This is a genomic window from Aeromonas sp. DNP9 (genome assembly GCF_001728955.1).
GTDB lineage: Bacteria > Pseudomonadota > Gammaproteobacteria > Enterobacterales > Aeromonadaceae > Aeromonas > Aeromonas veronii.
On sequence record NZ_LYSQ01000035.1, the window covers coordinates 21648 to 40747 of the forward strand.

A 19100-nucleotide genomic window follows, 5' to 3' on the forward strand; every position below is an offset into this window, starting at 1 on the left:
TTGCGCAATCGTTTTCCTTTCGGTAGGATCCGGCGCTTTCTTGCCAGACCAACAGGTATCCCATGAATTTCATCAAACGTTGCTCGCGCCTGCTCACGCTGTTTGCTCTCTTTTCCTCCTCCATCATGGCGGCCACTCCGGCGCCAGCCCCCATCCTGATCCAGGGAGCGATGGACGTCGAAGTCGAGACGCTGGTGGCCGCCCTCAAGGACAAGCAGGAGCTGACCGTAGGCGCCTGGACCTACTGGCAGGGCACCATCTCGGGTTATCCGGTAGTTGTCTCTCGTACCGAAGTGGGGCTGGCCAATGCAGCTGCTGCCACCACTCTCGCCATGGAGCGCTTCCATCCGCGCCTCGTCATCAATCAGGGCACGGCTGGCGGCCATGACCCGGCGCTGCATCGGGGCGATATCGTTATCGGCACCAAAAGCTTCAATATGGGGGCCTATCGCAGTGACCTGACGTCGGCCGAGCAGGGTGTCGACCCGAGCAAATGGCACAACTTCGATGTCACCATGCGCCTGCGCGACAACGGCAAGCTGGTGGAGCACTCCTCCTTTGCCGGCGATCCCGAGCTGGTTGGCCGGGCCCTTGGCATGGCCGACCGTTATCGCCACGGCCGCGTAGTTGCCGGCATCATAGGCACTGCCGATGAGTGGAACCGGCAGGTGGCCCGCATCAACTGGCTGCATCAAACCTACAACACGGCCGCAGAAGAGATGGAGACCTCCTCCGCCGCGCTGGTAGCCGAGGCCTACAAGGTGTCCTTTGTCGGCATCCGGGTGCTCTCCAATACCGATCTGCATGGCGAGGAGTTCGACCCGCAGACCGCCATCCACTGCCAGCAGTTCGTCATTGATTACGCAAAAGCGCTCATCAACAGCTTTAACAAAGCCTGATGAGCCAGAGAGGCCGCTACTATGGCGGCCACTCTGCTTTGTAATCTTTATCAGACGGGACGTGCCCCACGCTATCTTCCGCAGCCGATATCAACTCTCCGGACATGCCCTGCGCCCATAGTGACGGTAGTAACCCACCAGATTGCTGACCAGAAACAGCCCCTCCATCAGCGCGGCGACCGGTGAGCCCACCAGCAAGTTGTTACCCAGCCAGCAGAGAGTGCCGAGCAGCATCCAGCGCCGCAACAGGCGATCATCCGGGCAAAACGCGGCCCGGGTTTGCAGCAGGCTCGCCAGCAGCCCGATCCATGAGAGCAGGCCCTGATAGGTCGCTAGCACGGCCGCACAGGCCAACCCCATGAAAAACCACATCAAGATGCGGTGAACCAGCCAGATACTCACAACAAAGCGCACGCTGGCCAGCAGCAACAGGCTGGCGGCCGACCACTGCCCGAGCAGGGCAAAGTGACCGGCATTGAGGGCACAGGAGAGGGCCAGACAGGCCAGGATCCTGCGGCGCTCCCGCAACTGAAACGACAACAGATCGAGCAACAAGGCCAGGCTCACCACCAGTTGCGACCACAGAAACAGCGACATCATCCACACCTCATCCGTCATTTGGATAGTGCAGCATGAGGGGATGGTCGGAGAGCGGCATTAACCCGTGTTAATGCGCCTGCGGATCCGTGACAAAGTGACCGGACTGATACCGATATAGTTGGCGAGCTGCACCTGAGTGAGCCGCGCCGGCCAGCGAGGGAAGGTGTGACAGAGCTCCCGATAGCGCTCCTCGGGGGAGTGGAGCAGCAAAAACGCCTCCTTGCGCTCCTTGTAACCGAGCTGCTGGCGTAGCAGGGCCATGCAAACCGGCTGCCAAACGGGCTCATCCAGCAGGGCGAGCGGCACCCGCACCACCTGCAGCTCCGTCAGCGCCTCCAGTTGGTAGCGGGCGAGCGATCCCGTGAGCCAGCTGTCATAGAGCAGGCAGAGCTCCCCTTCGAAGTAGAACTCCTTGCAGCGCTCCTGTCCGTCCCGGGTGTAGTGGCAGGCGCGAGCGATGCCCGCTTCGATATAGAAGGCAGCCTCCTGTTCGGCCCTTTGCGCCAACAGTGCCTGACCGGCGCGCAACGTCAGCCGTGGCAAGCGCAGGCTGATGGCTTCACTCAGCGCGGCGTCCAATCCCATAGCGCAGAGAAAGGCGGCCAGCGAGGGGGCTTGAGTAGATGGGTTCATGAGGGCTCCGGAACAAAACGACAGCCCACATCATGCCCAAATTGCACGGCTGATGCAGCAAGGCGTGACCGCTGCGGCAAAGGGGGGACATAGCCGGGTGCCGCCTTTGCCCCCCCTCGTCCGTTGGTTTACAATCGACGGGTTTTTTGGAACCCGGTTGACCTGTGTCGACCTGGCCCCACCACGACATCAGTCTGTTAATGCCAAGACATTAACCTGCTGAAAAGGAAGAGAATTAGCCAATGGCTCAATTTATTTACACCATGAACCGGGTCGGCAAGGTAGTGCCGCCCAAGCGTCATATTCTCAAGAACATCTCCTTGAGCTTCTTCCCGGGCGCCAAGATCGGCGTGCTGGGTCTGAACGGCGCCGGTAAATCGACCCTGCTGCGCATCATGGCAGGCATCGATACCGAGATCGAAGGGGAAGCCCGTCCGCAGCCCGGTATCAAGATCGGCTACCTGCCGCAGGAGCCGAAGCTGGACCCGGAGCAGACCGTACGCGAAGCAGTCGAAGAGGCCGTTGGCGAAGTGAAGCGCGCCATGGCCCGTTTGGACGAGGTCTATGCGGCCTACGCCGACCCGGATGCCGACTTTGACAAGCTGGCCCGCGAACAGGGCGAGCTGGAAGCCATCATCCAGGCTCAGGGTGGCCACAACATGGAAAACCAGCTGGAGCGTGCGGCCGATGCCCTGCGCCTGCCGGCCTGGGATGCCAAGATCAAGCACCTCTCCGGTGGTGAGCGCCGCCGTGTGGCACTGTGCCGTCTGCTGCTGGAAAAGCCGGACATGCTGCTGCTGGACGAACCGACCAACCACCTGGATGCGGAATCCGTGGCCTGGCTGGAGCGCTTCCTGCACGACTACGAAGGCACTGTAGTGGCCATCACCCACGACCGTTACTTCCTCGACAACGTGGCGGGCTGGATCCTGGAGCTGGACCGCGGCGAAGGTATCCCGTGGGAAGGCAACTACTCCTCCTGGCTGGAGCAAAAGGACGCCCGTCTGGCGCAGGAAGCAAGTTCCGAAGCTGCCCGTCGCAAGTCCATCGAGAAAGAGCTGGAGTGGGTTCGTCAAAACCCGAAAGGGCGTCAGGCCAAGTCCAAGGCCCGTATGGCTCGCTTCGAAGAGCTCAACACCAACGACTACCAGAAGCGCAACGAGACCAACGAGCTGTTCATTCCGCCCGGACCGCGCCTCGGCGACAAGGTGGTGGAAGTGGCCAACCTGCGCAAATCCTATGGTGATCGGGTGCTGATCGACGATCTGTCGTTTGCCATTCCGAAGGGTGCCATCGTCGGCATCATCGGCCCGAACGGTGCCGGTAAGTCGACCCTGTTCCGCATGATGTCGGGTCAGGAGCAGCCGGATTCCGGCGCCATCACCCTGGGTGAAACCGTGGTGCTGGCCTCTGTCGATCAGTTCCGCGACAGCATGGATGACAAGAAGACGGTATTCGAGGAAGTCGCTGACGGTCAGGATATCCTGCGCATCGGCAACTACGAGTTCCCGAGCCGCGCCTATATCGGCCGCTTCAACTTCAAGGGTTCCGACCAGCAGAAACGGGTTGGCGAACTCTCCGGTGGTGAGCGCGGTCGTCTGCATCTGGCCAAGCTGCTGCAGACCGGCGGCAACGTACTGCTGCTGGATGAACCGACCAACGATCTGGATATCGAAACCCTGCGCGCCCTCGAGAACGCCCTGCTGGAGTTCCCGGGTTGTGCCATGGTCATCTCCCACGACCGCTGGTTCCTCGACCGTATTGCCACTCACATCCTGGACTATCAGGATGAGGGCAAGATCGAGTTCTTCGAAGGTAACTTTACCGAATACGAAGAGTGGAAGAAGAAGACCTACGGCGCCGAGGCGATCCAGCCCCATCGCGCCAAGTACAAGCGCATCGCCAAATAAGGCTGACTGCGTGTTGAGGGGAGCTTCGGCTCCCCTTTCTGTTGCCTTTTGACTTACAATCCTAGACGGATGCCTTTGCATGGATGTAGCACGATGACGACCCCCATAGAGAAAAAACTCACCATCCAGATCCGGGTTGAACCGGGTTGCCTCGGGCCGGATGGCAAGGAGCACATAGAGACCTTCTGTGCCGCTGCCGCCAAGATTTTTGCCGCCGTGGAGCCCGAGCTGGTGAGCTGGATGCTGATCCCCCGCTACGACAAGCAACTGCCTGAGCAGGAGTTCTTTATCGAGGGGCGCAAGCTGACCGAAGAGCAGGCAAGCCTCTTTCTGCGCCGCTTCGGCCGTGAACTGGGTGAAGTGCAAGACCGGCTCGACTCGGTGCTGGCCCAGCTGGTCGAGCGCTACTTCAAAACCCTGTAAGTCCCCAATTTTCGATAAAAGGTTCTCTGCTGAGAACCTTTTTTCATGCTCAAAAAGCAAACGTTTGAATTTTTGCTCTATTCATTGATCTGCTTCGCAGATCCGGGGTTTGTAAACGGCGCCGCCTGTGTAAAAATGTGCGCGCTGTCACGGTATCAGGACGAGTCTGGTTACTTAACCGCCAGAAACAGGGCAATTTACCCCGCATGGATGGGATAGCCCGTTCCCCTGCTGCTTATTTCACGTCACCTATTGGAATCCAACATGAATCAACAACACCAAGCTGCCAATCAGGCCGCCGGGCAAGGATTGCTTGAGCGCCTGTTTGCCCTGCAAGGCCATGGCACTACCGCCCGCACCGAAGTGATCGCCGGTATCACCACCTTCCTGACCATGGTCTACATTGTGTTCGTCAACCCGCAGATCCTCTCTGCGGCGGGCATGGACACCCAGGCCGTGTTCGTCACCACCTGCCTCATCGCCGGTATCGGCAGCATCCTGATGGGCCTGCTGGCCAACCTGCCGATCGCGCTGGCCCCCGCCATGGGCCTCAACGCCTTCTTCGCCTTCGTGGTCGTCGCGGGCATGGGTTACTCCTGGCAAGTGGGCATGGGCACCATCTTCTGGGGCGCCATGGGTCTGTTGATCCTCACCCTGCTGCGGGTACGCTACTGGCTGATCGGCAACATCCCGCTCACCCTGCGGGTCGGCATCACCGCCGGTATCGGTCTGCTGATCGCCCTGCTCGGCCTGCACAACGCCGGGATTGTGGTCGCGAGCCCGGCCACCATGGTGACCGTGGGCAATCTCACCTCCCTGCCCTGCCTGCTGGGTCTGCTCGGTTTCTTCCTGATCTGCATCTTCTCCGCCCGCGGCGTCCACTCCGCCGTGCTGATCGCCATCGTGGTCACCACGGGTCTGGGCTGGCTGTTTGGCGACGTCACCTTCAAGGGCTTTGTCTCCATGCCCCCCAGCATCGAGCCAGTGTTCGGCCAGCTTGATCTGATGGGATCGCTCGACATCAGCCTCGCCGGGATCATCTTCTCCTTTATGCTGGTCAACCTGTTCGACTCTTCCGGCACCCTGATCGGCGTCACCAACCGCGCCAAGCTGGCCGATGACAAGGGCCACTTCCCGCGCATGAAACAGGCACTGATGGTGGATAGCGTCAGCTCCGTCGGCGGCGCTTTCATGGGCACCTCCTCGGTCACCGCCTTTATCGAGAGCAGCTCCGGCGTCGCCGTCGGCGGCCGTACCGGTCTGACCGCCATTGTGGTCGGCCTGCTGTTCCTGCTGGCTATCTTCTTCTCCCCGGTCGCCGCCATGGTGCCGGCCTATGCCGCCGCTGGCGCCCTTATCTATGTGGGTGTGCTGATGTGCTCCGAGCTGACCCGGGTGAAGTGGGAAGATCTGACCGAAGCGGTACCGGCCTTTATGACCGCAGTGATGATGCCGTTCAGCTTCTCCATCACCGAGGGGATCGCCGTGGGCTTTATCTCCTACTGCGTGATGAAGGCAGGCACCGGCCGCTGGCGCGAAATCAACCCCTGCGTGCTGGTGGTGGCCCTGCTGTTCGTGCTCAAGTTCGTCTGGGTCGACAGCCACTGATAATGACCAGCGCAATCCGATGGGCTCCCGACAGGGAGCCCATTTTTATTTGCCGGATCATGCTTCTCGCCCCTGCGCTGTGACGCGGGGGCCTGACAGTGCTAGATTGGCAGCCAGCTTTTTATCCGGCAGTTTCGTTAACCACAAGGACGGCAACCGTGGCCCAGCACTCTCCCTCTTTCTCCGCCCTCTCCCCCTTGCTGCAAGAACAGGCCGAGCGCCAGTGGCAACGGCTGATCGAACTGGCCCCCGACTATGGCAACCAGCCCGAGCCGGTGTGCCAGACCCTGCTGACCCTACTCGGCCTCTCCGATTTTGTCGCCGACTCTCTCTTCAAACAGCCGGCGTTGCTGACCGAACTGCTCGCCTCCGGAGATCTGGAGCGCTCCGAGCGGTGGCCCGCCTACCAGAGTGACCTCACCTCCCTGCTCGCCGAGGTAAGCGATGAAGAGGCCCTCAAGCGTATCCTGCGCCAGTTCCGCCGCAGCCGCATGCTGGTGATCGCCTGGCGCGAGCTGCTGGGCCACGCCGAAGTGGAAGAGAGCTTTATCCACCTGACCAAACTGGCTGATGCCCTTATCTGCTCTGCTCGCGACTGGCTCTACGCCAAACAGTGCGGCGAGCTGGGCACCCCGATGGACGGCAACGGCAACCCGCAGCCGCTGCTGATCCTAGGCATGGGCAAGCTCGGCGGTGGCGAGCTCAACTTCTCCTCGGATATCGACCTTATCTTCACCTTCCCCGAGAACGGTTACACGGTCGGCGGACGGCGCGAGCTGGCCAACCAGCAATTCTTCATCAAACTCGGTCAGCGCATCATCAACGCCCTCCACCAGCCCACGCAGGATGGTCAGGTGTTCCGGGTCGATATGCGCTTACGCCCCTTTGGCGAGGCGGGGCCGCTCGCCATCTCCTTTGCCGCCATGGAGGATTATTACCAGCACCACGGTCGCAACTGGGAGCGCTACGCCATGGTCAAGGCGCGGGTATTGGGCCCCCAATGCGAGCACGCGGTCGAGCTGGCCGAGATGCTGCGCCCCTTCGTGTTTCGCCGCTATATCGACTTTGGCGTTATCGACGGCCTGCGCCAGATGAAGGCGATGATCGCCGCCGAGGTGCGCCGCAAGGGACTGGAGGGCAACATCAAGCTGGGGGCTGGCGGCATCCGTGAAGTGGAGTTCATCGCCCAGGCGCTGCAGCTTATTCGCGGCGGTCGTGAACCTGCGCTGCGGGTGCGCCACCTGCCCGAAGCGCTGGCCGCCATCGCCCAATGTGGCGCCCTCGAATCCGCCCATTGCGATCGCCTACTGGATGCCTATCGCTTCCTGCGCCGGGTCGAGAACATATTGCAGGAGATCGGCGATCAGCAGACCCAGACCCTGCCCACCGAGGAGCGGGATCGCCAGCGGCTCGTCGCTGCCCTCGGCTTTGCTGACTGGGGCGCCTTCATGGCTTATCTGGATGAGGAGATGGCTGCCGTCCATCAGGAGTTCGCCGCCGTGGTGGGGGAAGAGAAAGAGGCCCCCGCCCATCTGGAACAGCTCTGGCTCGATCTGTGGCGCACCGAGCTCGATGCCGCCGAGCTGGAAAAACTGCTGACCGCGCAGGGGGTGGCCGAGCCCGCCCCGCTCTGCGCCGCCCTGCTGCGTTTCAAGGAGGAGTACAAGCGCCGTCAGGTGGGCCCGCAGGGGCGCATCGCGCTGGACTGGCTGATGCCTGAGCTGCTGCGGCTGGTGGTGGCCTGCGAGCAACCCGCCCGCCTGTTCGAGCGGGTATGCGAGCTGCTGACCCGCATCTTCACCCGCAGCGCCTATCTGCAACTGCTGGCGGAGAACCCGGGCGCCCTGCGCCAGCTGGTGCGGCTGTGTGACGCCAGTCATCTGGTGAGCGAGCAGCTGGCCCGCTACCCCATCCTGCTGGATGAGCTGCTCGATCCCCAGCACCTCTACCACCCCACCCCGCTCGATCAGTACAAGCCCCAGCTGCGCCAGTTCCTGCTGCGCATCCCCGAAGAGGACGTGGAGCAGCAGATGGAGGCGCTGCGCCAGTTCAAGCAGGTGCAGCTGCTGCGCATCGTGGCGGCCGATATCGCCGGCGCCCTGCCGCTGATGAAGGTGAGCGACCACCTCACCTGGCTGGCGGAGGCGATCACCGAGGAGGTGGTCAATCAGGCGTGGGCCCAGATGAGCGAGCGCTACGGAGTGCCGCCCGAGGTGGCAACCAGCGGCCAGCGCGGCTTTGCGGTGGTGGCCTATGGCAAGCTGGGCGGTATCGAGCTCGGTTACGGCTCGGATCTCGATCTGGTGTTTCTGCACGGCGGCGACCCCAACAGCTACACAGATGGCCGCAAGCCCATCGACAGCCGCCAGTTCTATCTGCGTCTGGCGCAGCGGATCCTGCACCTGTTCAGCACCCGTACCCCGTCCGGGATCCTCTACGAGATCGATATGCGGCTGCGCCCCTCCGGCGACTCAGGCCTGCTGGTCTCGTCCCTCTCGGCCTATGAGCAGTATCAGCAAAACGGGGCGTGGACCTGGGAACATCAAGCGCTGGTGCGGGCCCGCCCCATCTATGGCGATGACGCCATCATTGCCGAGTTTGCCCGCATCCGCCGCACCGTGCTGGCCAAGGAGCGGGAGCTGCCGACTCTGGCCCGCGAGGTGCGCGAAATGCGCCACAAGATGAGGGATCACCTGCTGAAAGCGGGGGTTGGCGAGTTCGACCTCAAGCAGTCCCCCGGCGGCATGGTGGATATCGAGTTTATCGCCCAGTATCTGGTGCTGGCCCACGCCTGCGGCGAGCCCGATGCCCTCACCCGCTGGTCCGATAACGTGCGCATCTTCGACGAGTGCGTCATGGCGGGGGTACTGACGCTGGAGCAGGCAGAGGGGCTGAAACAAGCCTATCTGGAGATCCGCAACCTCGGCCATCGCCTCAACCTTTCGGAGATCTCCCGCAAGGTGAACGACGATCAGCTGCAGAGTGAGCGCAGCCATGTACTCGCCGTCTGGCACAAGCTGCTGGGGGAGTGAGATAAACCACAGCAGGTTCAACGAGAAAGGGGCGCTTGGGCGCCCCTTTCTAATATAAATATCAGTTACAAGCTCATATTTTCTTCATATAACACTCAATAGCGGTGAGCTGGATCCTGTTTCAGGCATACCAGCCTTGGAATCGTATGGCACTTTGCTGAATATACGTAGAGATAAACCGTCTCTATGACCTCACCTGATTTTGGCCAGATATGACAGGTGAATATCAACTCAACAATTCCAGTCCCAGCGCAGAGAGGAAACAATGGATTTTTCAGAGCAGCTACAGAGTCTAGCCAAAAAGATTGCTCAACAGTCATCGATGATCACCACTGAAGAAGCAACCAAAAACGCATTTGTCATGCCATTTCTCAATCGTGTACTTGGTTATGATGTGTTTGATCCTACGGAGGTGATTCCGGAATTCACCGCAGATACAGGCATCAAAAAAGGGGAAAAGGTTGACTACGCCATTCTCAAAGATGGCCAAGTGCAAATTCTGGTTGAGTGTAAAAAATACAGTGAAAAACTCTCGGCCAAGCACTCTGGTCAACTCTTTCGCTATTTTTCAGTTACCAATGCTCGAATCGGCATTCTGACCAATGGGGCACAATATGAGTTCTACACAGACCTTGATGCCCCAAACAAAATGGACGAAAAACCATTTTTGACGCTCGATCTGGAAGACATAGATGAACACATAGTGCCTGAGGTATTAAAACTAACCAAAACCTCTTTCGATGTTGATTCAGTTGTCGATGCAGCTGGCGAGCTTAAGTACCTTAGCCAGATCAAAAAATTGCTAGCCGAACAATTTGGCTCACCGGAAGAAGACTTTGTTAAGTTTTTTGCATCCAGAATCTATGACGGTGTACTGACGGCAAAGGTCAAACAGTCCTTTACCGACATCACCAAGAAGGCACTTAGCCAATTCCTGAATGACAGCATCAATGCCAGATTGAAATCTGCGATTGGTGGCAGTGTCAACTCCTCAACTATCCAACCAGCATTTGATAGTAATCCATCAAGTGATAACAATAATGCCGAAGGCTGTTGTGAGGAAAAATCAAAGGTCGATACAACGATTGAAGAGATGGAAGGCTTTAATGTTGTCAAAGCAATTCTGAGACAGCGATTTGATGTAACAAGAATCGCTGCAAGAGATACCCAAAGTTATTTTGGTATTCTCCTCGACGATAATAATCGCAAGCCGTTATGCCGGTTGCATTTTAATGCGAAGCAGAAATATATCGGTTTATTCGATGCAGACAAAAAAGAGACTAGGCATCCTATTTCCTCGATAGATGAGATTTTTACCTTTGCAGACCAGCTACTGACAGCCAATTCGGTCTACGAGTAAGACTGGTTAGAGGGGGCGGAATCACTCTGCCCCCCATTCCCTTCTGTAAGCGGCAAACTAGCCGAGACCTGTTTCAACGCCCCCATCTGGTTGCGAAACAAACTGCAACTGACTGCCATCGGGCAGCAGCGCCAGCACGCTTTGAGCGGCCAGTTTGATCCCTGCCAGCTCGGTGGCTGGGCCGAAGTTGGCTATCAGTCGAGTGCCATCGGCAAATTCGCTCTGCTGCACCACACCTCTTTTGTCGAGCCAGCGAAAACCGGTGAGGGGCTGGTTGTAGAGCCGCTCATGCAGCGGACGAAAGAAGGCATCGAGCCCCTTGAGGTAGGGAATGCGCGTACCGGCACTATCCAGACTGAGATTGAGCAGGGGCGGCACGTTGTAGAGCTGCTGCAACAGTTCGGTGACCTGACGGCTCTCCTTGAACTTGAGGCTGTCCATCGTCCAGTGATGGGTAGTCACTATGCTGTCGTGAAAGACACTCTGGAACAGCGGTAGCCGCAGCGCCGGATCGAAGTAGAGCCCCTGATACCTGGGCTTGAGGTGGCTCTGGCGAAAGAAGTAATCGGGCTGAAACTCGGGATGCCAGACCCCCAGATAGTAGGGGGAACGCTTGTTGCGGCGCATATCGGGATCCTGCCAGCCAAAGCCGCTGGTCTGGGGGCCGTGGGCAAAGGCCGCGGTGCGGTTGGCAACCGCGCCGCCCTCCTCGGAGCCCACCAGTACCCCCTGACTCTTGGCAATCCACGCCATCCCGGCCATCCGGTTTTGCGCATCCTGCGCCTGAGTGGTTGGCTTGGCCGGGTCGAAGTCGTCAAACACCATGCCGGTCGCCGCCACATCGAGGAACCAGCTGTTGTAGTGGCTCGCCTGCTGCAACCAGGACACGCGCTGCTCCATCACCGGACGTACGCAGGCCTGATTGGTGTAAACGCCGCTATTTTGAAAGCCGCTCTTGCGCCGCCCATTCTCCTGCATGATGCCGCAGCGCAGATAGATATCCTGCCCCATCTGGGCGGTGAGCCAGCTCTGCTGGCGATTCCCCTCCGGCAGCGCGGTATCGTAGGAGTCGTAAGGTGCGATGAGATAGCCCGCCTGTTTGGCAAATTCAATCCCCTCTGGCGCAGCAAAACCGGCGGTCCACTGGGGCAGACCCAGCCAGAGTTTGGGTAGTCCAGCCTGCTTGAGAGCAGCGATCATCTTGGCAGAGCTGCCATCACCCCAACTCTGCAGCTCGTTGAGCGCAGCGCCCAGTTGCGTGGCCGCCAGCGTGCGCCAGGCGGCGAAATCGGCCGGTTGCTGACCCGGATGGCGCTGCACCAACGCCTGTTCCACTCCGGCCAGCACCAGATTTTGCAGATAGCGGTTGCGCTCGAGATCCGCAGCTTGCAGCGCCGTTTTGCTCTCCCCTTTGAGCCAGTCGGCGGGGATCAGGCGACGCAGTGCGGGCCAGCTCTTCACATCCTGTGGCACCAGCAGTCGCTCGCCCCAGAGGTAGAGGTGAGAGGCACCGATCAGCCGCTTGCCATCCTTTACTGCCGCCAGCTTGCTCTCGAGCGAGACCAGCTCGCCCCGCTCCTGCAACCAGCAGCGATAGGCCTTGGCCGCCGCCAGCCAGTCGTTGCCTGGCTGCAGCGACACCGCCACCTCATAGGGGGCTGCCTGATTAAGGCGATTGACGCTGTGGGTCGCCGTGAGGGCAATGCCATCTTGCTTGGGCGCAAAGGTGAGCCGGTTGTTGAAGGGGTTGGCAAAGATGATCGCCAACTGCAGCTCCCCGTGATCCAGCCCGACCAGCGGCAGGGTGAGATCCTCGGTGGTGTTGATCCCCTGATACTCTTGCGCCAGCGCCTTACGCCACGCGGGATGCTCAACCGGGATGCGAAAACCCTCGTGGATCGGCAGCATCAGCGCCTGCGCCCCTGCCGGCACCCGCGGCCACACCAGCTCGCCAGCACTCGCACGGCTCAAGCTGAGGATCAGGCTATTGCCCTCGAGACGTGCAGAGGCTCGCACCTCGCCATCGGCACGGGTCAGCCAGCTGGCGCGCTCCCCCTCCTGCTGCAGGGCAGTAACCGGCTGGCGCGGGCCGGGGGAAGAGATGGCCAAGTGCTTGCCCGATGGCAGAATTGCTTCGGCTGCCAGAGTGGCGGGATCCAGCTCGATGCGCCACTGATCGTTTGCCAGAGTCAGCGCCTCGGCAGGCATGGAGAGCAGCGGTGCCAACAGCAACAGCGGGCGGATCCGGCTCGTTAGCACGGGAAGAAGAGTCATGGTCTGTGATTCCTGATAACACACGGGAATCGCATTTCAGCAGATCGGCCGCCTGCGATTGTCAGGCCAATGTCAGGATTGCGTGCACCTGACCATCACGACGACCATTACTCAACCGGCCCCGCCTGACTATGACTCAGCAGCAACACCAGCTGGCCACGTTGGCTGGTCTGCACCAGCGAGAGGGTGCGCCAGCTGTCGGGCGTGGTGGCAGGCCAGTTCACCGGCTCATCAGTCGCAATCCGGTGCCACCAGAGCAGTGAGTATTTCGGGCGGGCCAGCACCGCCTGATCGAGCCAGAGCGGAGTGCACGAAGCGGGATTGGCGGGGGGATTGGCTACCGCCAGCGGCGAGCGGGAGAGCCAGTCCAGATCCTGCACCGCAGGCAGCGGCAGTGCCACCTGCCAGCGCTTGCCCGCCACAGCCAGCCGCAGCTGATAGAGTCCGGCTGGTAAAGGCATCGGCAGATCGGCCCCCACGACCCTGACCCCCTTACTCCCTTCCGCCTCCCACTGGGCACCTGCCAACCGGTTGTGGCCAGCGGGATCGATAAGTTCAGCGGCGGCGATGGGCCCCTCCCCGGTCAGTTGCACCCGATAGTCCCGCAGCAACGGCGCATCGCGCTGGATCAGTTCAAGCCGCAGTTCGCTCACCCCATCAGGCAGAGTGAGCGGGAAATCCTTGCCGCAGTGCTGGGCACTCAGCGCAGTCAGCATCCCCTGCCAGCTGCGGCGCTCGGCATCGCTATTGAGCGCAGGCCAAGCCTGCTGCAAAGATTGCCAGGCGTGCCGGTTATCCCCCTGCAACAGTGCCAAGGTAGCCGGTTGCAGTGGATCGGCACGTTCAGTTGCCATAACGCAGCCAGCGCTTAGAGCCAACAACAGAGGGGCCAGCGTTGCACGCTTCACGCTGGCACCTCCAGCCGGTAGCCGATGCCGCGCACCGTCTCGATGGCCAGTCCGGGCAGCTTCTGGCGCAGTTGCAGAATATGGGTATCAACGGTGCGGGTGGAGGGAAACGCCTGATAGCCCCACACCCGGTTGAGGATCTCCTCCCGGCTCAGCACCCGTCCCGCCATCCGCACCAGCAGGGTGAGCAGGGCAAACTCGGTGGGGGTAAAGCTCACCTCCGCATCCTGCCAGCTCGCCTGCATCCGGGCGGGATGAAGCTGCAAGCCGCCCACCGCCTGAGTGCCATCCCCCAGCTGACGCAACTGGGCCCGGATCCGCGCCAGCAGCTCGTCGTGGGAGAAGGGCTTGGTGAGGTAGTCGCGAGCCCCCGCATCGAGCCCGGCCACCCGATCGCTCACCTCCACCCTTGCGGTGAGCACGATCACCGGCAACGCCTTGCGCGCCAGCCACTGGGGCAGCCAGTCGAGGGCATCCCCCTCCGGCATGGTGCGATCCAGCAGCACCAGATCCGCCACCAGCCACTGCTGATCCGCCGCTGTCAGGGTATCGCACCAGAGGCAACGATACCCTTCGCGGGTCAGATAGCGTTGCAGGTTCTCCGCCAGCAGCGCCTCGTCTTCGACAAGCAGAATGGTCTTCATGATTCGGGGTCGCTCCAGAGTTGGCAGGGCAGCGTCAGGGTGAAGGTGGTGGGCGGGCCGGAAAGGGTGAGGCGCCCGCCAAGACGACGCAGCAGATGGCGCACGATGGCAAGCCCCAACCCCAAACCATCGGCACGGGCACCGCGGCGCAGCAGGGTAGCGAGCCGGTAATTTGGCAGCTCGCCACCATCGCTGACTGCGAGGTTCAAACGCCCCGCCTGCCAGCTGGCATAGACGCGAACCGGCGCGCGGCCATGCAGGCTGGCGTTGCGCAGCAGGTTGTCGAGGGCGAGATCGAGCCAGTAGAAGGGGAGCGCCAGAGTCATCTCCCGCTCAAGGCAGAAGGTGGCGTCATGTCGCTCGCAAGCCAGGGTGAGCCACTCGGTGAGACTGACCGCCACCCGCTCATCTTCCAGAGTCTCTGCCGCCAGATAGTGGCGACTGGCCTGCGCCAGTTGATGCAGACGGGCGACACTGCCCAGCAGCTGACCCACGCTCTGCTGGGCTGAAGGGGACAGCCGGTCGAAATCGTGGCGCAGCTCCTCGCTGATGCCGGAGAGCGCCATGATGGGAGTACGCAGCTCGTGGGTCAGCATCTGCAATGCGACGCGACGCTCCCGCAGCAGGCGCCAGCGCTGCCAGCTGGCCCACCCCAGCAACAGGATAAAGCCAAATGAGCTGGCCAGCGCCAGCCACTGCCAGTCAAGCGTGGGGCGCTCGTTGATGCAGATCACCCCAACCCGCTCCTGGCAGGAGCCATCGACCCGGCTATCCAGCGTTACACCAAGCCGATCGGCCAGCGGCTGCCACTGCCCGGCGCCATAACGGCGCCACTGCCCATCGCCAAGCAGCCAGAGCTGACCCGATTGCAGCAGCCAGCGCTCACCCCGCAGCAGGGCATCGAGGTTGTCATCGCCGAGCTCCCCAAGCAGCCCCAACCGGTCGCGCCGCTCCCGCACATGGAGCAGAGCATCGAGCCCGGCCGCCGGATGACCTGCCAGCCAACGAGCCGCGCTGGAACCGCCCAGCGGATAGATGGGGTGAGCGGCAAACCAGCGGGTCGAGGGCGCAGCCCCTTGGCCGCAAAGCGCTCGCAGCAGTGGCAGCCACTCGGCGGGCAACTCATTCTCTGTCCCGCACTCCTGCTGATAGCGATAGATGGCCTGCAACTGGCGCAGCGGGTAACGCTGCCAGGCAGGATGAAGGGAATCGGGAGCAATCAGGCGCCGGTCGAGCCGCTGCACCTCGTCAAGAGGCAGCGCCTGTTCGGGAACCTGCTTGGCCAGCTCGCCTGCCAGGCGATCTGCCAGCGGCCCGGCCAGCACCGGAGAAGCCATGCCATAGCAGATCAGGGAACAGAGCAGCAGGATCAGGCGCATGGTTTCAACTCGAGAGGACTCCGGATCAAGGCGCAGCAGATCACTGCGCCATAAAAAATGTCAGCGCCATTTTTCAATGGCGCTGACATCCGGTCAACCGCTAACGGCATTGGCGCAGCTCGCGCCAGCCCATATGAACCGCCACCTATTTGAACAATCCCTTGAGCAGCTGGTCAGCCACCCCTTTGACGGCCTCGTTGTCGGCCTTGTCCCCCAACAGCTTCTTGAGGCCCCGTTCGGCCTCCTTGCGGGCCTTATCCTCCAGCAGCTTGTTGTTGCTGAGCAGCGCCTTCACATCGAGCTGATAGCTGGGGGCTTGCCAGTGGCCGCCGATCCGCACCGGAATGGTGATCTCCTTCAGCTCGTCCACATCCTTGCCTCCCTGCCCCTTGCTGCTCTCGACAATGGAGGTGAGGAACAGGAAGTCGAGGCTCTCCGGCACCAGCGCCGTCTGCCCCTCGCCCTTGACCCGCAAGGCCGGGGCAAAGAGCTGGATGTCGTTGCTGCGGGCGATGCCGTCGGCAATCTGGAAGCTGGCGGTCAGGGCGCTGAAGTCGGTCTTGCGCGCCTCCTTCACCTGCTCGGCCCCCTTGCCGGTGAGGGTGGCCCGCGCCTCGCGGATCATCTCCGGCAGGTTGATGCCGTGCAGGGCACCGTCGCTCAGTTTCAAGGTAACCTTGCCCTGCATCCCGTTGCGCAGTGCCAGCGCGGAGAGACCACGGCCCTGCACCTGCACATCGAGATCGCCCTTGCCCTCCAGCAGATCGCTCTGAGCCAGAGTCTGCAACAAGGGACGAATGTTCACTCCGGCCACCTGCTTGTGCACCTTGTAGGTAGCGGGTTGCTGGCGCGCGTCGAGTACCCCGTTCGCGTTTACCTGACCACCTGCCACGGTCGCGCTGAACTGTTTGAGCGTCAGCAACCCCTTGGCCAATGCCACCTGCAGATCGACAGCACCGAGATCCAGCCCTTTCAGACGCAGGCTGCCGAGTTGCAGCCGACCATCCAGATCCATCCCCTTGAGCGCGCCCAGATCCGGTTCGACCGCGGAGAGGGCTTGGCTCTTGCCGGTTACCGCTTTATTGCCACTTGCAGCGGTGTTGGCAACACCGGCCGCCGGTTTGTCCTCTTTCGGCTGTGCGGTCGTGGTCGGTGCCGATTTGGCGAGCCATTTGTCGAGATCCAGCCTCTCCCCCTTGAGATCGAAGCTGATCGAGGGAACAGCTCCAAGTTGCACGGTTCCATCAGCACTCAGCAGCGCCTCATCGGCACTCATCACCAGCTTGTTCAGGGTAATCAACTGCTTGTCGAGCTCGACACGGGCAAAACCGGCCAGTTTCAGCTTCATCTGCGGGCGCGGCAGGGCATCACCTACCAGCGCTGCCGTCAGCAGCACATCGGAGAGTTCGGCCAGCTTCATCTCTTTATCGAGCCGACCCTTGAGCGTTCCTTCCAGCGAACCAGCCAGTGAAGCTTGCTGCCCCTCTACCTTGGCACCCTTCAGCGCCAACGTGAGGTTGCTCCACTCACCGAGGGCCAATCGGTCTCCCTTGATAGAGAAACTGTCGAGTCGCAGGGACGGGTCACTCAGACTGCCACTGAGGCTCAAGTCTTTCAGTTCACTCGCCGTCACCTCCTGCGCCAGCTTGATCTGGGTCTGCCCTTTAACGTCGAAAGCGAGCTTGTCGGCACTCCCCTTGGCGGCCAGCGTCACGGGTACCCACTGACCGGTGGCCAGCTGCCCCATATCGAGATCGAGTCGATCCAGTCGCAGCGAGGTGCCGCTGCGATCATCCTGTACCAGCGCACTGGCCTGGGAGAGCGCGACACCCTGCAAGCTGATCTGCCAGGGCTTGCTATCAGCGGTTGGGGCAGGAGTTGCGGGAGCGACCGGTTCGCTTGCATCAGCAGTGGCATCCTTGATCAGTCCGCTCAGATTGGAGCTGCCATCCGCCTTGGTCTGGATAAAGAGATGGGCGCCACTCAGGGTCACCTTGCCGATCTCCAGACGATGGGAGAGCAACGGCAACAGGGCCACCGAGGCCTCCCCCTGTTCGAAACGAACCAGATCCGGCTCGGCAAAACCGGCCGGATTGCGCAAAGCAACCTTCTCCAGCGAGAGGCCGAGACTCGGCCAGAAACGCCAGTCAATCTCCCCCGCCATTACCAGTTCCCGGCCCGTGCTCTTGCGCACCTGTTCAGCCAGTTGGGGCTTGAATTGATTGGGGTCGATAAGGCTTATCAGCGTCACTATGGCCAGCAAGGCCGCCACGGCGATGCCGAGCAAGATGAGAACTATCTTCTTCACGATATGCTCCTTGAATCCGGATCCACTGCTGACTATACCACTCACCGTCTGACGAATGGCGTCTGCGGGACAAAAGCGGACAAGGATGAGACAGGGATGGTCGCTGCCAATCCCCATCGTCATCAGCAGGGATCAGGCTTGCAAAGAGGATTGCTGCAACCGCGCCATCGCTGTGCGCGTCGATTCGAAAGCAAAGCGGGACAAGGGGATATCGCTGATCTTCAACCACTGACAGGCGGCCACATCGTCAGCTGGCTGGATGACAGGTTTTTCACTCAGCCTGATGGTGAAAAAGGTGTCACAGGTGTGATAGGTGATGCCATCGTAGGGGTAGATATTGGGGAAGGAACCGAGATAGGTAAAAGGTTGAGCGCTGACATCGAGCCCCAGCTCCTCCTGCAACTCGCGCACCAGCGCCCCCTCCAGCGACTCGCCGGGATCGACAAATCCGCCTGGCAGATCCAGCAACCCCTTGCCCGGATTGCGGGCACGCACCGCAACCAGCACCTCATCCTGCCAGCAAAGCGCCACCATCACAGCCGTCGCCACATTCTGGAAAAAATGAAAACCGCAGCCACAGCGAAACTCTTTGGGGCTGACGCTCTGCAGGGTTTGACCGCCGCATTTTGGACAAAACATGGGCTATCTCTGACGGAATAAAGCGCCATTTTACGCTGTTGTGACCGTTTTTTATGAGTAAAACCGACGGGGAAGACTAGGAATTCAAAGGGAGAGGAATAAAACGGGACAATTATCAGACGATTTGCTGATTTTCAGGCAATAAAAAACCCCGCTCGATGAGCGGGGTTTCTTGTATTGGGTGCCTGGCAGTGTCCTACTCTCGCATGGCGAATGCCACACTACCATCGGCGCTACCGCGTTTCACTTCTGAGTTCGGCATGGGATCAGGTGGTTCCACAGCGCTATTGCCGCCAGGCAAATTCTTCAATCTTGGAAAGCTGACGTGAATAACGATGTTGCCTGTTGGCTTCGCTATCACTGAATTAGTAGTTCGCTTAGGTTTGCTACAAGCCTTAGAACACTTCTTGGGTGTTGTATGGTTAAGCCTCACGGGTAATTAGTACGGGTTAGCTCAATGCATCGCTGCACTTACACACCCCG

The 19100-nt window shown here is 60.7% G+C and carries 14 protein-coding genes and 1 rRNA gene; 6 read left to right on the forward strand and 9 right to left on the reverse strand.

The annotated features are described in order from the left end of the window. The first annotated feature begins 62 nt into the window (after positions 1-62). A complete protein-coding gene (gene mtnN / locus A9G06_RS19670) occupies positions 63-899 on the forward strand; it encodes a 5'-methylthioadenosine/S-adenosylhomocysteine nucleosidase (protein ID WP_069556334.1) in 837 nt (278 codons plus the stop codon). 90 nt (positions 900-989) lie between these two features. Here mtnN and A9G06_RS19675 read toward each other — a convergent pair whose 3' ends face one another. Together A9G06_RS19675 and A9G06_RS19680 are read right to left on the reverse strand one after the other, a co-directional pair. Beyond that, positions 990-1499 carry a YgjV family protein gene (locus A9G06_RS19675; RefSeq protein ID WP_069556335.1) on the reverse strand — a complete coding sequence of 170 codons (510 nt, stop codon included), beginning with the start codon at positions 1497-1499 and terminating at the stop codon, positions 990-992. Positions 1500-1556: 57 nt separating this feature from the next. Next, positions 1557-2132 carry a Crp/Fnr family transcriptional regulator gene (locus A9G06_RS19680; RefSeq protein ID WP_069556336.1) on the reverse strand — a complete coding sequence of 192 codons (576 nt, stop codon included), beginning with the start codon at positions 2130-2132 and terminating at the stop codon, positions 1557-1559. A gap of 242 nt (positions 2133-2374) precedes the next feature. On the opposite strand from A9G06_RS19680, the gene ettA reads away from it, so the two are divergent. From ettA to A9G06_RS19705, 5 genes are all read left to right on the forward strand, one after another. Continuing rightward, positions 2375-4042: an energy-dependent translational throttle protein EttA gene (gene ettA, locus A9G06_RS19685; RefSeq protein WP_005358378.1), complete on the forward strand. Its 1668-nt coding sequence runs from the start codon at positions 2375-2377 to the stop codon at positions 4040-4042. 93 nt (positions 4043-4135) lie between these two features. Continuing rightward, on the forward strand, positions 4136-4465 hold the full coding sequence (locus tag A9G06_RS19690; protein WP_005338960.1) for a hypothetical protein: 330 nt from the start codon (positions 4136-4138) through the stop codon (positions 4463-4465). A 264-nt stretch (positions 4466-4729) separates the two neighbouring features. Beyond that, on the forward strand, positions 4730-6073 hold the full coding sequence (locus A9G06_RS19695) for an NCS2 family permease (RefSeq protein ID WP_005343409.1): 1344 nt from the start codon (positions 4730-4732) through the stop codon (positions 6071-6073). A 158-nt stretch (positions 6074-6231) separates the two neighbouring features. After that, positions 6232-9105: a bifunctional [glutamate--ammonia ligase]-adenylyl-L-tyrosine phosphorylase/[glutamate--ammonia-ligase] adenylyltransferase gene (gene glnE / locus A9G06_RS19700; RefSeq protein WP_069556337.1), complete on the forward strand. Its 2874-nt coding sequence runs from the start codon at positions 6232-6234 to the stop codon at positions 9103-9105. 265 nt (positions 9106-9370) lie between these two features. Then, positions 9371-10465 (forward strand): type I restriction endonuclease, encoded by a 1095-nt coding sequence (locus A9G06_RS19705; RefSeq protein WP_069556338.1) that lies wholly within the window; start codon positions 9371-9373, stop codon positions 10463-10465. 57 nt (positions 10466-10522) lie between these two features. On the opposite strand, the gene A9G06_RS19710 is transcribed toward A9G06_RS19705, so the two are convergent. From A9G06_RS19710 to rrf, 7 genes are all read right to left on the reverse strand, one after another. Beyond that, a complete protein-coding gene (locus tag A9G06_RS19710) occupies positions 10523-12739 on the reverse strand; it encodes a glycoside hydrolase (protein ID WP_069556339.1) in 2217 nt (738 codons plus the stop codon). Between the two features lie 107 nt (positions 12740-12846). Further along, on the reverse strand, positions 12847-13593 hold the full coding sequence (locus tag A9G06_RS19715; RefSeq protein ID WP_253182357.1) for a DUF2861 family protein: 747 nt from the start codon (positions 13591-13593) through the stop codon (positions 12847-12849). Between the two features lie 50 nt (positions 13594-13643). Continuing rightward, positions 13644-14291 carry a response regulator transcription factor gene (locus tag A9G06_RS19720; RefSeq protein WP_069556341.1) on the reverse strand — a complete coding sequence of 216 codons (648 nt, stop codon included), beginning with the start codon at positions 14289-14291 and terminating at the stop codon, positions 13644-13646. Next, a complete protein-coding gene (locus tag A9G06_RS19725; RefSeq protein WP_069556342.1) occupies positions 14288-15670 on the reverse strand; it encodes a DUF3404 domain-containing protein in 1383 nt (460 codons plus the stop codon). The genes A9G06_RS19720 and A9G06_RS19725 overlap by 4 nt, the downstream gene beginning before the upstream one ends. A gap of 145 nt (positions 15671-15815) precedes the next feature. Then, the gene (locus A9G06_RS19730) at positions 15816-17978 is read right to left on the reverse strand and encodes an AsmA family protein (protein WP_069556343.1); all 2163 of its coding nucleotides are present in this window, start codon (positions 17976-17978) and stop codon (positions 15816-15818) included. Positions 17979-18110: 132 nt separating this feature from the next. Then, on the reverse strand, positions 18111-18617 hold the full coding sequence (locus tag A9G06_RS19735) for an NUDIX domain-containing protein (protein WP_069556344.1): 507 nt from the start codon (positions 18615-18617) through the stop codon (positions 18111-18113). A gap of 183 nt (positions 18618-18800) precedes the next feature. After that, a 5S ribosomal RNA gene (gene rrf / locus A9G06_RS19740) occupies positions 18801-18915 on the reverse strand. Positions 18916-19100 lie beyond the last annotated feature (185 nt).

What these genes read in the sequence shown, in the direction of transcription:
- mtnN (WP_069556334.1), top strand. Translation starts at nt 63, where the DNA reads ATGAATTTCATCAAACGTTGCTCGCGCCTGCTCACGCTGTTTGCTCTC.
- A9G06_RS19675 (WP_069556335.1), bottom strand. Translation starts at nt 1,499, where the DNA reads ATGATGTCGCTGTTTCTGTGGTCGCAACTGGTGGTGAGCCTGGCCTTG.
- A9G06_RS19680 (WP_069556336.1), bottom strand. Translation starts at nt 2,132, where the DNA reads ATGAACCCATCTACTCAAGCCCCCTCGCTGGCCGCCTTTCTCTGCGCT.
- ettA (WP_005358378.1), top strand. Translation starts at nt 2,375, where the DNA reads ATGGCTCAATTTATTTACACCATGAACCGGGTCGGCAAGGTAGTGCCG.
- A9G06_RS19690 (WP_005338960.1), top strand. Translation starts at nt 4,136, where the DNA reads ATGACGACCCCCATAGAGAAAAAACTCACCATCCAGATCCGGGTTGAA.
- A9G06_RS19695 (WP_005343409.1), top strand. Translation starts at nt 4,730, where the DNA reads ATGAATCAACAACACCAAGCTGCCAATCAGGCCGCCGGGCAAGGATTG.
- A9G06_RS19705 (WP_069556338.1), top strand. Translation starts at nt 9,371, where the DNA reads ATGGATTTTTCAGAGCAGCTACAGAGTCTAGCCAAAAAGATTGCTCAA.
- A9G06_RS19710 (WP_069556339.1), bottom strand. Translation starts at nt 12,739, where the DNA reads ATGACTCTTCTTCCCGTGCTAACGAGCCGGATCCGCCCGCTGTTGCTG.
- A9G06_RS19715 (WP_253182357.1), bottom strand. Translation starts at nt 13,593, where the DNA reads ATGGCAACTGAACGTGCCGATCCACTGCAACCGGCTACCTTGGCACTG.
- A9G06_RS19720 (WP_069556341.1), bottom strand. Translation starts at nt 14,291, where the DNA reads ATGAAGACCATTCTGCTTGTCGAAGACGAGGCGCTGCTGGCGGAGAAC.
- A9G06_RS19725 (WP_069556342.1), bottom strand. Translation starts at nt 15,670, where the DNA reads ATGCGCCTGATCCTGCTGCTCTGTTCCCTGATCTGCTATGGCATGGCT.
- A9G06_RS19735 (WP_069556344.1), bottom strand. Translation starts at nt 18,617, where the DNA reads ATGTTTTGTCCAAAATGCGGCGGTCAAACCCTGCAGAGCGTCAGCCCC.